This window comes from Dactylosporangium sp. CA-052675, assembly GCF_050947935.1.
Lineage (GTDB): Bacteria > Actinomycetota > Actinomycetes > Mycobacteriales > Micromonosporaceae > Dactylosporangium.
This window is the reverse complement of record NZ_CP192010.1, coordinates 8,925,727-8,937,958: the sequence shown is the minus strand read 5'-3', so window position 1 is coordinate 8,937,958 and position 12,232 is coordinate 8,925,727. Positions and strand designations below refer to the sequence as shown.

Here is a 12,232-nt window from a genome sequence, read left to right as displayed (position 1 = left end):
ACGCTACCGCGCCGGGGCAAGATTGGGTCATGGCACACGACATTCCAGCGGTGGAGCTGGCGCCGGGGGTGAACCTGCCGACCATCGGCTTCGGCACGTGGCAGATCACGGGCCGTTCGGCGTACGAGTCGGCCCGCGCGGCGCTCGACGCCGGCTACCGGCACATCGACACCGCGACCATGTACGGCAACGAGGAGGAGATCGGCCGGGCGCTGCGCGACAGCGGCCTGGACCGCTCCGAGGTCTTCATCACCACGAAGCTGCCGCCGTCGCAGGCGGGCCGCGAACGGCAGACCCTCGAGGCGAGCCTCAAGGCGCTCGGCGTGGACTTCGTCGACCTGTGGCTCATCCACTGGCCGCCGGCCCGGGGCAAGTCGCTGCCGACCTGGGTCTCGTTCCTGGAGCAGCGCGACGCCGGGCGCATCCGCTCGGCCGGCGTCAGCAACTACGACACGGCGCTCGTCGACGAGCTGGTGCGGGAGACGGGCGAGACCCCGGTCGTGAACCAGGTCGCCTGGAGCCCGGGCCAGCACGACCCGCGCTTCCTCGACGACATGCGTGAGCGGCGGGTCGTCGTGGAGGGGTACAGCTCCCTGAAGAACACGCCCCTGGACGACCCCCGGCTCGTCGCGATCGCGAAGGCCCACGACGCGACCGTGCCGCAGGTGGTGCTGCGCTGGCAGCTGCACCACGACATCGTCGTCATCCCGAAGTCGACCCGCCCCGAGCGGATGCGCGAGAACCTGGCGGTGCTCGGCTTCGAGCTGACCAACGAGGAGATCGAGACCGTCGGCACCCTCTGATCAGCCCCGTTTGACGGACCGGTCGACGCGGACCCGCCAGCCCCGCTCCCGGGGCTTGCGGCGCAGCTTGGCCAGGGCCGCGACCGCACCGGCGGCGAGCTCCTCGAAGTCGAAGCCGGTGCGGTGCGTGCCCTTCTGGATGACGAACGCCATCCCGGCCGAGTTGCTCACCGCCCACCCGGGCCGGGTGCCGAGGCGATGGGCGGCGCCGGCGCCGTACGCCGTGACGAGCTGGATGTCGAACGGGTACCGCACCGCGCCGCCCTCGCGGGTCACCACGATCCGGGCCTGGGCGAGGGTGTCGTCGCGGTTGAACAGGGCCCGCCACCACGTCGTGCGGGGGGCCTCGACGACCACCTCGACGCCCTCGCCGTGCTCGCCCGGGTCGCCCGCCTCGGCGACGCGCCGGACCAGCTCCACGACCCGGTCCGGGCGCGACCGCCGGAACGGCACCCATCTGTCCACGGCGTCGAATATAAGGATGTTTCAGCGCTACCGCGGCGTCCGTCGGGGTCCGGACCGTCGCTCCCGCGGCCTCACCCCGCGCGGGTGGTCGCGGTCGCGACTGCCTACGGCACCGGAGGCGGCGGGTCGAGCACGACGGTCAGCGTCGCGAACGCCGACTTGTTGCCGGTCGGGTCGAAGGCCCGCACCCTGATCCCGAACACCGTCTGCCCGGCGGCGCGCGGCTCCGCGAACGTCGTCGCGGTGGTGTCGCCGATCCAGTCCGGCCCGTGGAAGAGCTGGTACCCGGCGACGCCCACGTTGTCGGCCGACGCCGTCCAGGACCACGTGACCTGGGTCGCCGAGACCGAGACCCGCAGGTCGCCCGGGACCGTCGGCCGCGACGAGTCCGAGGTCGGGCCCGGGTCGACCGCGACGGAGACCGACCGGGGCTCGGAGCGGTTCCCGGCCCCGTCGAACGCCACGACCTTGTACGTGAACTCGCCGAACCCGAGGGGCGGCACGGTCAGCGACAGGCTGCTCGTCGCGCCGTAGTGCTCGCCGTTGACGTACACGTCGTAGCCGGCCACGGCGACGTCGTCGGTCGCGGCCGTCCACCGGATGACGGTCAGCCCCGGGTACACGGCCGGTGGCGCGCCCGGCGCGACGGTGTCGGCCGGCCCGCCGGGGGTGATGACCGCGAACGGCGACGCGTTCCCGGCGGCGTCGAGCGCCCGCACCCGGTACGTGATGATCGCCGGCGGCGGCGTGGGCATCGTGTATTCGGTGCCGGTCACGGTGGCCACGAGGGCGGCGCCGCTGTAGACCTCGTACGCCCGCACCCCGGTGTCGTCGCCGGACGCGTCCCAGCGCAGCGTGAACGAGTTCGTGCCGATGCTCGTGCGCAGCCGGCCGGGGGTGGAGGGCGGCCGGATGTCGGCGGCCCCGGCGCAGGAGGCCCCGTTCAGCGAGCAGTTGAGCGGCCCGCCGGTGCCCTGCGCGAGCCACCCGAACGTGGCGTTCCCGCCCGGCGCGACGACGGCGTTCCAGGACTCCCCGAGCGCGACGTAGTGGTTGCCGGAGTGGGTGATCGAGGCGCCCCAGGCGTTGGCGATCGTGGTGCCGCCGGGCAGGTCGAACTCGACCCGCCAGGTCAGCGGCGCCGGGGTGCCGTTGTCGATGGTGTACTGCCCGGTGTACCCGGTCGCCCAGGCACTCTGCTTCGTGAAGGTGGCCGTGGCCGCGCCGGGAACGGCGGCGGCCCGGGCGGGTGTCGCGGCGGCCGCGACGACGGCCGCGGCGGCGACGGCCGCCACCAGGAAACGATTCATGTCAATAAGTGTTCGAGATCGTCCGCTCGGGTTCAATGAGCAGTACGACGCGGTCCTCGCGCAGCGGGTAGGGCCCGCCGATGTACTTCTGGGCGATTCGATCAATGATGTCCCAGGCCGCGTCCCCGTCGACCGTCTCCACGACCCGGCCGTGAATGAGCTCCGTCGCGTTGGGCCGCTCCCGGTCGGTGATGGAAAGTGCCACGCGCGGGTCCCGGGCGACGTTGCGCGCCTTGCGCGACCGCGGCGACGTGAGGATCGCGATCCGGTCGCCCTCGCGCCCCACCCAGACCGGGACGGAGTGCGGCGACCCGTCGGGCAGCACGGTGGCGATGTGGGCGATGTTCGTGTCGTCGATGAGGCTCATGCCCCGAACCGTAGCAGAGTCAGTCTCCTAAGGGAACGCACTTGCTAGGATCGGCTCATGCAACGCACCCAGTTCTCGGACATGGCCTGCTCCATCGCGCGCACCCTGGACGTGATCGGCGAGCCGTGGTCGCCGCTGATCCTGCGCGACGTGTACGTGGGCATCACCCGCTTCGAGCAGCTGCAGAGCGACCTGGGCATCTCCCGCAAGGTGCTGACCCAGCGCCTGACGTGGCTGGTCGAGCAGGGCGTGCTGGAGCGGCGCGCGTACTGCGACCGGCCGCCCCGCCACGAGTACGTGCTGACCACCAAGGGCGCCGAGCTCTGCGACCTGCTGACGGTCATGGTGCGCTGGGGCGACCGGTGGACCGCGGGGGAGGCGGGGCCGCCGGTGCTGTACCGCCACCACGCCTGCGGCGAGATCGCCCACGTCGAGCCCGTGTGCTCGGCCTGCGGCCGGCCCATGCACGCCACCGACGTGGACGTCCTGCCCGGCCCGGGAGCGTCCGCGCCGTAGGCACCGCCCGCGCGCCCGGCTCGTTACCTTCGCGTGCCCTTGACGGGACGATATGGACCGAAGACATCGACTATGGTCGGACTTCGTGACCTATCCACCGACCGGCGACCCCAACGGCGGCCAATATTTCGGCGGCCCTCCCGCGCCGCCGGGGCCCCCGCCGACCGGCGCTTTCCCGGCTTCGCCCGGCCCGGGTCAGCCGGTCTCGCCCGGCTATCCGCCGCAGTACGGGCCGCAGTACCCGCAGCCGCCCGCCGGCTACCCGCCGCAGCCGCCGCCCGCGGGCTACCCGCCGCAGCCGCCGCCCCCGCCCCAGACGCAGACCTGGCAGCAGGCCCCGGCCCCACAGGGCTGGCAGCAGCCGCCGCCGGCCCCCGGCTGGCAGCAGGCCCCGCCGACGCAGGGCTGGCAGCCGCCGCCCGCCCCTCGCGGCTCGACCCCCTGGCCGCTGATCGGCGTGATCGCGGGCGTCCTGGTGCTGGCCGTGATCGGCGGCGTGCTCGTCGTGACCAAGCTCGTCGGCGGCGACGACCCGGTGACCCCCGTGACCGCCGACGGCGGCCCGACGAAGGCCACGACCGGCCCCGCGGCCCCCGGCCTGCCGACCGACCGCCCGCTGAAGACCAGCTCCGCCCCGGCGGGCCCGGGCAAGTACGGCGCCCCCGGCGACCTGTGCTCGATGGACCTGACCGCGCTGGGCGGCTACGCGTCGAAGAAGGAGAAGGCGACGCCGAACGTGCGCAACACCGGCGGCATCGCCCGCTCCGACTGCGACTTCGACCTGCGCACCTCCTCGGGCATGAAGGTCACGTTCGGCATCAAGACGCAGGTCTACACCACGACGAAGGAGGCGAAGCAGTACTTCGACTCCGGCTACGACCTGGACAAGTCGCGCTACTTCGACGCCGACCTGACGGACCTGGGCGAGCGCTCCTACGGCACCAACCGTGACTGGGACATCGGCTCGAAGACGAGCGACTACACGATCCGCGTGGTGGACAGCAACCTGTACCTCTCGGTGAGCCTGGTGACCTTCGGAACCGCCTTCGTCCCGAAGGACCAGCTCAAGCCGAAGGCGATCGACGAGGTCAAGACGATCCTCGGCAAGCTGCCCACGGCCTGACCCTCGCCCGCCCACCCCGTCTCCGGTCGCGCCCGCTCGGAGCCGGACGGATCACGCAGCTGTGCACCCCCGGCTCGCCCGCGGCAGGACCACCCGATGGAGCGGTCCTGCCGCGGGCCACCCCGCGGCTAGGCTCGGGTGGAAGGGGGTGATCACCATGCCCAGATACCTCATCGAGGCGACCTACTCGTACGACGGACTCCGCGGGCTCATGAAGGACGGCGGCAGCGGCCGCGTCGACGCGGCCCGCAAGACGGCCGAAAGCGTCGGCGGACACCTGGAGTCCTTCGACTTCAGCTTCGGCGAGCGAGACACGGTTTGCATCTGCGAGCTGCCCGACAACAAGGCGGCCGCCGCCGTCGCGCTCACGATCGGCGCGTCCGGCGGGGCGACCACCAAGACCGTGGCGCTGCTCAGCCCCGACGAGGTCGACCAGGCGGTCCGGCAGACCGTCGACTTCCGCGCACCCGGCGCCTGATCGACCCACGCTGTATCCACAGCCCTCCGGCGGCGGAGCCCCGGCCGTTCGGCTCCTCCGTCACCCCGCGGCCGGCCGCCCACGACGACGAGCCCCCGTGGGCGGCCCCAACAACGGGCCGTAGCCGCGCGGATGTTACGGCTGCAGGCTGCGCAGCGGGCCTTCAGCGTCCGGGAAGTTCCTCGTGCTCAACACCTGCGGCCCCGCGGTGTGGTCGCCGTTGAACGGCGTCACAGCCTTCGGGTCCTTCGAGCAGCCGGCGGCGACCGCATCCTCCGGCGAGTTGAACCACAGCCCGAGGTGGTACTGGTGGACCGGGGCCGTCGTCGGGTTCGACGAGGCGTCCGCGATCGGCGAGGTGTGCACCACCGGCGCCGGGGCGGTGCCGGGCGCCACGCTGAACGTCTCGATGCTGAACCGGCCGACGAACGTGCCGGCGGCCACGCCCCACTGGTTCGTGTTCAGGTCACCCTGGTACCAGGACATGCCGAACGGCGCGTTCGGCACTTGGATGACGAACAGGTCGAAGCCGGTGTTCTTCGGCAGGCCGCTCGCCGCGATCGTCATCACCTCGACCTGCCCCCTCGACTGGACGGTGACATCGGCCTTGGCCTTGGGCAGGCAGTCCGTATTCACCGAGTTCGCGGACCGGACCATCTGAAAGTGGATCCTGGTGTGTTTGGCGCTGGTGGCGACGGCTGCCGCCCCGCCGCCCGCGACGATCATTCCTGCGGCGCCCAGGACGATGGCGGCGCGTTTGATGTGCTTGTTCATGTCGGCCTCCCTGTGTGTCGAACTGTTGTGTCGGGTCTGTTGGGAAATGAGCAGGCGGGATCGACCCACCTTGGTGGTGGGGGGATGCGGGAAACGGGAGCAGCACGCAATTGCGCGCGATGAGGCGCGCTTTACCTGTGCATGCTGAACCGCGCTCGGCAGCCGATCGACCGAGTTGACCGGCCCGGCGCCGGCGCTCTCCTCGCCTCGGGGAACGGGCCCACGGACAAGGTACTGCACGGGAAATGCCCGGGGGTTGGTGTCGTGCCCGGCCGGTGAGGCGGTATTGCCGTTGCCGTGCGCCTCACCTGCCGGACGTCACCTGCTGCTCGTACGGGCGCGAACGACCGCTTCGACGTACATCCGGGCGGCCGTACGCCGAGCCACGGCCTCGGCGCAGGGCACGGCGATGCCGGTCGGGGACCTGGGGCGCTCGTAAGTTCTGCCCGTTCCGTCCGTCGCGGTCCGTTCGGGTCCGTCGTGTGTGGAGACGATTCACCGGTGGTTCCGGGCCGTCCTCGGTAGGTCGCGACGGTTGCCGTAAGAAGGCACGGCCTGACGGAGGATGTAGGGCAGCCGACATGTTGCCGGTGTCAGGCGGAGTTGGCCGCGGCGACGTCGGCGTCTTCAGCCCAGGTGATCCGCCGGTGCCGTGTTCAGCAGCCAGGCCAGCGGCATCTTGGTGGCCACCTCGTACTCGCCCGACCGGCCGAGCTGGTGCAGCGTGACGGTCAGCGCGGCATCCCGATCGACCACCCAGTACCGAGGGATGCCGGCCGCCGCGTACTCGTGCCGCTTGACCATCTCGTCCATCGCCTCCGAGCCCGGAGACACGATCTCGACGACGAGCAACAAATCGGTGAGGGCAAGCCAGACGCTGCGCGGTTGCGGCTTGGACCAGAGGGTCAGGTCCGGAATGCGGGCGCCTTCGCCGGTGGGCCCGCTGATGCGGATGCCGGCCGCCTGAAGGACCTGCTCGGCAGGCCAGCCGGCGACGGCGAGCCAGACCAGCAAACGGCTGGCGATCGCGGCGTGCTCGGAGTCGGGCGGCGGCATGACCGACAGCGCTCCCTCGGGGCTGATCTCATACCGATGCCCGTGCGGGTCCTCGGCGATCATCGCGGCAAGGTCGTCGAGCGTGATGACGGAGGGCATGTGCCGACCGACGCTTCCTGCGCTCATGGCGGCCATCCTATCGGCGCCGCCCCGGTGTCGGCCCTAACCGGACGCACCTGACCCGCGCCGGCTGAGTCAAGTCGTTGTCGGACGGTTGCCGTAAGGGCCAGCTCACGCGGGGCGTGTTTGTGCTGGTGGGCACGGTTGGGTTCGAACCAACGACCCCTCGCTTGTAAGTTCTGCTTGTCCCGTCCGGCGCTGTCCGTGTGCGTCGCTGGCGTGCGGGAACCGTTCGGGGCGGACCGCGGGCGACCGGACGCGTTCAGGGCGGTTGCCGTAAGCGTTGCCGTTCGGCTTGTCCGGTGCCCGCTCCCGGAGCCTCCCGGCGCGGCGTCAGTCCGTCGCCTTCGGATGGCCGGTGCCGGCATGCTTGATCCAGCACGTCCGGGTCTCGTGGTCGACCAGGTACCAGACTCGGCCGCCGGCCGTGACTTCGTACTGCCACTGAGCCAGGGTTTTCCCGCCGTACGTGTCGGTGGAGAGGCCGCCTTTGAGCGGGTGCTGTCGCGCGGTGGGCACAGCGGGACACGGGTCGGCTTCGATCGCGTCGAACGCCGTGCGAGTGTTTGCGGCAGCTTGCCGACAGAGGTCCTCCCAGCCTTTCGCGGCGTCGTTGGAGGCGAAGCGCAGGGCGTAGCCCCCCGTGCGCGGCGGTGGGGCTGCTCGGTCGCCGCGTTTGGCGCTCACTGCTCCTCCGGCCGGGTCACCGGTCCGAAGTCGTCGAGGGGCTGTGTCGTCAGTGCTCGGTACAGGTCGGGATCGGCGTGAATCTCGGCGGTGTGCCGCCACTCGACGAGACACTGCGACACTGCCGCGGTGTTGCCGATTGCCGCAGCCGCCTCTGTGGTCGAAACGAGTTCCGCCGCCATGTCGTCGATATCGGTTGCGGGCAGGAAGCGTACCCAGGGCAGCGCGTTCGGGAGCACCTCGCGTAGGAGACCCGGCTCGCGGCGCGCGACCCCGGCGAGCAGACGCGAGGTTACATCGATCACCTCGGCCTCCGCTTCGGCGCGTTCGGCCGACATCAACACGAGGTCTGCGGCGTCACGTCGCCGCAGACGTACCGCGCGGGTGCGGGTCAGACGGTCGGTCGTCTCGGCCGGCTGACGCAGCAGCTCGGAGAAGGGCACTGACTCCAACGGCGCGGCGGTCACATATCAACACTACTTCAGAACTGCCGTGTACTGCCAGCTTCAGCCGCCGGTCCGCCCGGACGTGGGCAGGTCATGACGGTGTACGGTCATCGGCCGCTGGCATTACCCGAGCCGGAGGCCGTGGACCGTCACCAGGCCATTGAACCTGTACGCACCGGACTCTCCGCCGCCGCCTCACCGGGGCCGGAGCGCTGCGGCCAGACCATCGCCCGAAACGTCCTGACGCCGGCAAGGGGTCCACTCGACCTGGTCCCGTTGCCCGTATGGTTGCCGAAAGGACGGCCTCCGGCCGCGTGTTCGTGCTGGTGGGCACGGTTGGGTTCGAACCAACGACCCCCCGCTTGTAAGGCGGGTGCTCTTCCACTGAGCTACGCGCCCCGGTCCTCACACCGGAGGACGGGTACCCAGATGGTACCGAACACTGCCCAGCAGCCCCAGCCGGTCACAGCGCCGCGATCGCCGAGCGCCACACCTCGATGTCGCGTGACCGGCCCGCCGACACGTGTTCAGTGAAGGCGATCACTCCGTCCGGGTCGATGAGGAACGTGCCGCGGTCGGCGTAGCCCCTGGCCGTGTTCAGCACGCCGTACGCCGAGGCGACCGCGCCGTGGGGCCAGAAGTCCGACAGCATCGGGAAGGTGTAGCCCTCGCGCTCCGCCCAGACCTTGTGGACGTACGGCGAGTCCACGCTCACGGTCAGGACCTCGACGCGGTCGTTGCGGAAGTCGGCCAGGGAGGATTGCAGGGCGCCGAGCTCGCCCTGGCACGTGCCGGTGAACGCGAGCGGGTAGAAGACCAGCAGCACCGCCTTCCAGGAGCGGTACGAGGTCAGCTTGACCTCCTGGTTGTTCTGGTCCCGCAGCGTGAAGTCCGGTGCCGGATCTCCGACATCCACTGTCATACCCTCGAATATGCCAGCTGTCGTACCGGGGGCCTACACTCGCCCGCATGGCAGCAGGGCCGCGGCTCGGCATCGATTTCGGGACCTCCCACACCGTCGCGCTTCTGGCGTGGCCGGACGGGAGGGTGCGCCCGTTGCTGTTCGACGGCTCGCCGCTGCTGCCGTCCGCCGTCTACGCCCAGACCGACGGGGCGTTGCTGGTCGGGCGGGACGCGGTGCACGCCGCGCGCGTCGACCCGTCGCGGTTCGAGGGCAGCCCCAAGCGCCGCATCGACGACGGCAGCGTGCTGCTCGGCGATCGCGAGCTGACGGTGCCGACGCTCATCGGGGCGGTGCTCGGGCACGTCAAGACCGAGGCGGTGCGGGTCGCGGGCGGGCCGGTGGCCGAGCTCACCCTCACGCACCCGGCCGCGTGGGGCGTGTCGCGGCGGCTCGCGCTCGTCGAGGGCGCGAAGCTCGCCGGGCTGCCCCAGCCGGCGCTCATGCCCGAGCCGGTCGCCGCCGCCCATTATTTCGCGGGTGTACTGCAGAAGCCCCTCACCGGCGACCAGGGCCTCCTCGTCTACGACTTCGGCGGCGGGACCTTCGACGCCAGCCTGGTGAGCCGGTCCGGGGAGGGCTTCGACGTCCGCGCCGTCGACGGGATCGACGACCTCGGCGGGCTCGACCTCGACGCCCTCGTCGTGGAGCACGCGCGCGGGCAGATCGAGAACCCCGAGGTGTGGGCGCGGCTGGACAACCCGCAGAGCACCGAGGACCGCCGCCACCGCCGCATGCTGTGGGACGACGCGCGGATCGCCAAGGAGATGCTGTCGCGCTCGGCGAGCGCGGCGCTGCACGTGCCGATCGCGGCCGCCGACGTCAGCATCACGCGGGAGCAGTTCGAGGACAAGGCCCGCTCGATGCTCGAGCAGACGGTCCGCACCACCGGGGCCGTCATGCGCTGGGCCAAGATGGACAAGGACAAGCTGGCCGGCCTGTTCCTGGTCGGCGGCTCCAGCCGCGTGCCGCTCGTCGCCACCCTGCTGCAGCGTGAGCTCGGCGTGGCCCCGACCGTCATCGAGCAGCCGGAGCTCGTCGTCGCCGAGGGCAGCCTGCGCGCCTGGGTGAACGTGTCCAACGCGGCGACCCCGGCGCCGAACCAGAACCCCGGCGCCGTCATGTGGCCCGCGCAATCCGGGCAGACGCCACAAAACCCCCAGCAGTCGCCCCAGGCCCAGCCCCAGCCGCAACCGCAGCCGCAGGCCCAGCCCCAGCCGCAGGCCCAGCCCCAGGCGCAGGCCCCGGTCAGCGGAGTCCCCGTCAGCCCCGCGGCGTTCCAGCAGACCCCCGTGAGCGGCGCCCCGATGCCGGTCAGCGGCGCGCCCATGCCCGTGAGCGGCGCCCCGGCCCCCGTCAGCGGCATGCCTGTCAGCGGCGTGCCCGTCAGCCCCGCGGCGTTCCAGCAGCCCCCGAACGCCTACCCGACCGTCCCGCAGCGCCCCCAGTACCAGCAGCACCAACAGCACCAGCAGCACCACCAGGCACACCCGAACGCCGGGGCGGCGCACGGTACCGATGCCGAGTCCACGCAACGGCTGCGCCCGCCGGTCCGCCCGGTGCCGCAGCCCCCGCCCCCGCAGGCGTACGTCTCACCCGCCGCCCAGCCCGCCGTCTACGCCCCGCCGCCGCGCGAGGAGGCCCCGCCGCCCCCGTCCCGCGGGCGCAACTGGGCCGTCCCGCTGCTGATCGGCATCCTGGTCGTCGCGCTGGCCCTGGCCGGCTACGTGGTGTTCCAGAACCGCGGCTCGGGCAACGACCAGGCGGCGGGCAACTCGTCGTACAGCCCGGACGCGGGCGCCTCCGGCGACGGTGTCGCGCAGATCCCGCAGTACACCCGCGAAGACGAGCCCAGCTGGGTGCCCAACGGCTGGCGCGACCAGGGCTTCGGCGCCGTGGACACGCTCTGGAAGTCCCAGCAGGAGTCGGAGGGCGGCCGCTGCGACACCGGCGGCGGGCGGCTGCGGGTCACCACCGACACCGCGCCCGGCCTGACCGGCTGCACCCTGAAGCCGCCGCTGGACGTGCCGATGAACGACGGCAGCATCGAGGCCAAGGTCAAGCTGACCGCGGGCTGCGCGGGCATGTGGCTGCGGACCGGCGACTACGGCTACACGCTGGGCCTGTGCGACGACGACCACGTGCGCCTCTACAAGCTGCACAACGACCTGCCCGGCCCCAAGGACCTGATCAAGGAGTGGGCGTTCCAGCCGCAGCAGGGCGTCGGGGACCCCTACCTGGCGTTCAAGATCGAGGGGACCGAGCTCAACGCCTTCGTCAACGGCGTGCGGTTCGGGCCGGTCACGGACGAGCAGATCCACTCGGGGAAGGTGGACCTCGGCGCGTTCACCCTGTCGGGCAAGAACGCCGACGCGTCGTTCACCCAGGTGCGCGTGTTTATGCCGGAGGACTGGCAGCCGGGCAGCGGGCCGACCACCACCCGGACGAAGAACCCGCAGCCGTCGACGTCGAGCTCGGGCTGGGGCTCCAAGCAGCCCTCGACGCCGGCCTCGAAGAAGGTCACGCCGCAGCCAACGGCGTGACTTCGCCACGAAAGATGGCCGCGCCGGATGACTGGCGCGGCCCGAAAGCCTAAAGCACGAGCTCGCCGGGGGGCGAGCTCACCGGCGCGAGCGGGCGGCGCGGGGCGCGACCAGCCGGGCCGCGGTCCAGTCCTTGCCCGCGTTGACCGTCGAGGTCTGCTGCAACCCGGCGGTGGGCGCCGACTCGTTGATATCGCTCGGCTCGACGTGCCCGGGGCGGCCGGCCTTCGGCGTCAGCAGCCACACCACGCCGTTGTCCGCCAGCGGGCCGAGGGCGTCGATGAGCGTCTCGACCAGGTCGCCGTCGTCGTCGCGCCACCACAGCAGCACCACGTCGACGACCTCGTCGGTCTCCTCGTCAACCAGCTCCCCGCACCGGTCGATCAGGACGTCGCGGAGATCCTGGTCGACGTCGTCGTCGTACCCCATCTCCATAACGACCATGCCCGGTTCGACTCCGAACCGGTCCGCCAGGCTCTTCACCTCGGCCTGACCCGCGGTCGCGTTCACTGTCCACTGCCTCCTGTCGCAACAACCACTGTTAGCGCGTAGTCCACACAGTACGGGCCGTCAACGCAAGTGG

14 protein-coding genes and 1 tRNA gene are annotated in these 12,232 nt (G+C 71.6%); 5 read left to right on the top strand and 10 right to left on the bottom strand.

The window, feature by feature from the left end; translation table 11 throughout:
* The first annotated feature begins 29 nt into the window (after positions 1-29).
* The gene (locus ACQP1P_RS40045; protein WP_433079395.1) at positions 30-803 is read left to right on the top strand and encodes an aldo/keto reductase; all 774 of its coding nucleotides are present in this window, start codon (positions 30-32) and stop codon (positions 801-803) included.
* Here the strand turns inward: ACQP1P_RS40045 and ACQP1P_RS40040 are convergent, their stop codons facing one another.
* The 3 genes from ACQP1P_RS40040 to ACQP1P_RS40030 all read right to left on the bottom strand — a co-directional run bounded on the left by ACQP1P_RS40040 (position 804) and on the right by ACQP1P_RS40030 (position 2,945).
* Positions 804-1,268: a hypothetical protein gene (locus ACQP1P_RS40040; RefSeq protein WP_433079393.1), complete on the bottom strand. Its 465-nt coding sequence runs from the start codon at positions 1,266-1,268 to the stop codon at positions 804-806.
* Between the two features lie 104 nt (positions 1,269-1,372).
* The gene (locus ACQP1P_RS40035; protein ID WP_433079391.1) at positions 1,373-2,578 is read right to left on the bottom strand and encodes a cellulose binding domain-containing protein; all 1,206 of its coding nucleotides are present in this window, start codon (positions 2,576-2,578) and stop codon (positions 1,373-1,375) included.
* Between the two features lies 1 nt (position 2,579).
* A complete protein-coding gene (locus ACQP1P_RS40030) occupies positions 2,580-2,945 on the bottom strand; it encodes a PPOX class F420-dependent oxidoreductase (protein ID WP_433079389.1) in 366 nt (121 codons plus the stop codon).
* 57 nt (positions 2,946-3,002) lie between these two features.
* On the opposite strand from ACQP1P_RS40030, the gene ACQP1P_RS40025 reads away from it, so the two are divergent.
* From ACQP1P_RS40025 to ACQP1P_RS40015, 3 genes are all read left to right on the top strand, one after another.
* Positions 3,003-3,461 carry a winged helix-turn-helix transcriptional regulator gene (locus ACQP1P_RS40025; protein ID WP_433079387.1) on the top strand — a complete coding sequence of 153 codons (459 nt, stop codon included), beginning with the start codon at positions 3,003-3,005 and terminating at the stop codon, positions 3,459-3,461.
* Between the two features lie 85 nt (positions 3,462-3,546).
* Positions 3,547-4,584 (top strand): hypothetical protein, encoded by a 1,038-nt coding sequence (locus tag ACQP1P_RS40020; protein WP_433079385.1) that lies wholly within the window; start codon positions 3,547-3,549, stop codon positions 4,582-4,584.
* A gap of 157 nt (positions 4,585-4,741) precedes the next feature.
* Positions 4,742-5,062, top strand: coding sequence for a GYD domain-containing protein (locus ACQP1P_RS40015; RefSeq protein ID WP_433079383.1), 321 nt, complete (start codon positions 4,742-4,744; stop codon positions 5,060-5,062).
* A gap of 135 nt (positions 5,063-5,197) precedes the next feature.
* Here ACQP1P_RS40015 and ACQP1P_RS40010 read toward each other — a convergent pair whose 3' ends face one another.
* From ACQP1P_RS40010 to ACQP1P_RS39985, 6 genes are all read right to left on the bottom strand, one after another.
* Positions 5,198-6,076: a hypothetical protein gene (locus tag ACQP1P_RS40010; RefSeq protein ID WP_433079381.1), complete on the bottom strand. Its 879-nt coding sequence runs from the start codon at positions 6,074-6,076 to the stop codon at positions 5,198-5,200.
* Between the two features lie 387 nt (positions 6,077-6,463).
* Positions 6,464-7,018, bottom strand: coding sequence for a Uma2 family endonuclease (locus ACQP1P_RS40005; protein WP_433079379.1), 555 nt, complete (start codon positions 7,016-7,018; stop codon positions 6,464-6,466).
* A gap of 327 nt (positions 7,019-7,345) precedes the next feature.
* Positions 7,346-7,699: a hypothetical protein gene (locus ACQP1P_RS40000; RefSeq protein WP_433079377.1), complete on the bottom strand. Its 354-nt coding sequence runs from the start codon at positions 7,697-7,699 to the stop codon at positions 7,346-7,348.
* Entirely contained in the window at positions 7,696-8,166 is a 471-nt protein-coding gene (locus ACQP1P_RS39995; RefSeq protein ID WP_433079375.1) for a hypothetical protein, read from the bottom strand. The genes ACQP1P_RS40000 and ACQP1P_RS39995 overlap by 4 nt, the downstream gene beginning before the upstream one ends.
* Before the next feature lie 303 nt (positions 8,167-8,469).
* Positions 8,470-8,544, bottom strand: a tRNA-Val gene (locus ACQP1P_RS39990).
* A gap of 64 nt (positions 8,545-8,608) precedes the next feature.
* Positions 8,609-9,067, bottom strand: coding sequence for a peroxiredoxin (locus tag ACQP1P_RS39985; RefSeq protein ID WP_433079373.1), 459 nt, complete (start codon positions 9,065-9,067; stop codon positions 8,609-8,611).
* A gap of 47 nt (positions 9,068-9,114) precedes the next feature.
* On the opposite strand from ACQP1P_RS39985, the gene ACQP1P_RS39980 reads away from it, so the two are divergent.
* Positions 9,115-11,649 carry an Hsp70 family protein gene (locus ACQP1P_RS39980; protein WP_433079371.1) on the top strand — a complete coding sequence of 845 codons (2,535 nt, stop codon included), beginning with the start codon at positions 9,115-9,117 and terminating at the stop codon, positions 11,647-11,649.
* Between the two features lie 78 nt (positions 11,650-11,727).
* Here ACQP1P_RS39980 and ACQP1P_RS39975 read toward each other — a convergent pair whose 3' ends face one another.
* The gene (locus tag ACQP1P_RS39975) at positions 11,728-12,159 is read right to left on the bottom strand and encodes a DUF3052 domain-containing protein (protein ID WP_433079369.1); all 432 of its coding nucleotides are present in this window, start codon (positions 12,157-12,159) and stop codon (positions 11,728-11,730) included.
* Positions 12,160-12,232: the final 73 nt, after the last annotated feature.

Coding starts and splice junctions, on each gene's coding strand:
- ACQP1P_RS40035 (WP_433079391.1), bottom strand. CDS start 2,578: ATGAATCGTTTCCTGGTGGCGGCCGTCGCCGCCGCGGCCGTCGTCGCG.
- ACQP1P_RS40005 (WP_433079379.1), bottom strand. CDS start 7,018: ATGAGCGCAGGAAGCGTCGGTCGGCACATGCCCTCCGTCATCACGCTC.
- ACQP1P_RS39985 (WP_433079373.1), bottom strand. CDS start 9,067: ATGACAGTGGATGTCGGAGATCCGGCACCGGACTTCACGCTGCGGGAC.
- ACQP1P_RS40030 (WP_433079389.1), bottom strand. CDS start 2,945: ATGAGCCTCATCGACGACACGAACATCGCCCACATCGCCACCGTGCTG.
- ACQP1P_RS40025 (WP_433079387.1), top strand. CDS start 3,003: ATGCAACGCACCCAGTTCTCGGACATGGCCTGCTCCATCGCGCGCACC.
- ACQP1P_RS39980 (WP_433079371.1), top strand. CDS start 9,115: ATGGCAGCAGGGCCGCGGCTCGGCATCGATTTCGGGACCTCCCACACC.
- ACQP1P_RS40045 (WP_433079395.1), top strand. CDS start 30: ATGGCACACGACATTCCAGCGGTGGAGCTGGCGCCGGGGGTGAACCTG.
- ACQP1P_RS40015 (WP_433079383.1), top strand. CDS start 4,742: ATGCCCAGATACCTCATCGAGGCGACCTACTCGTACGACGGACTCCGC.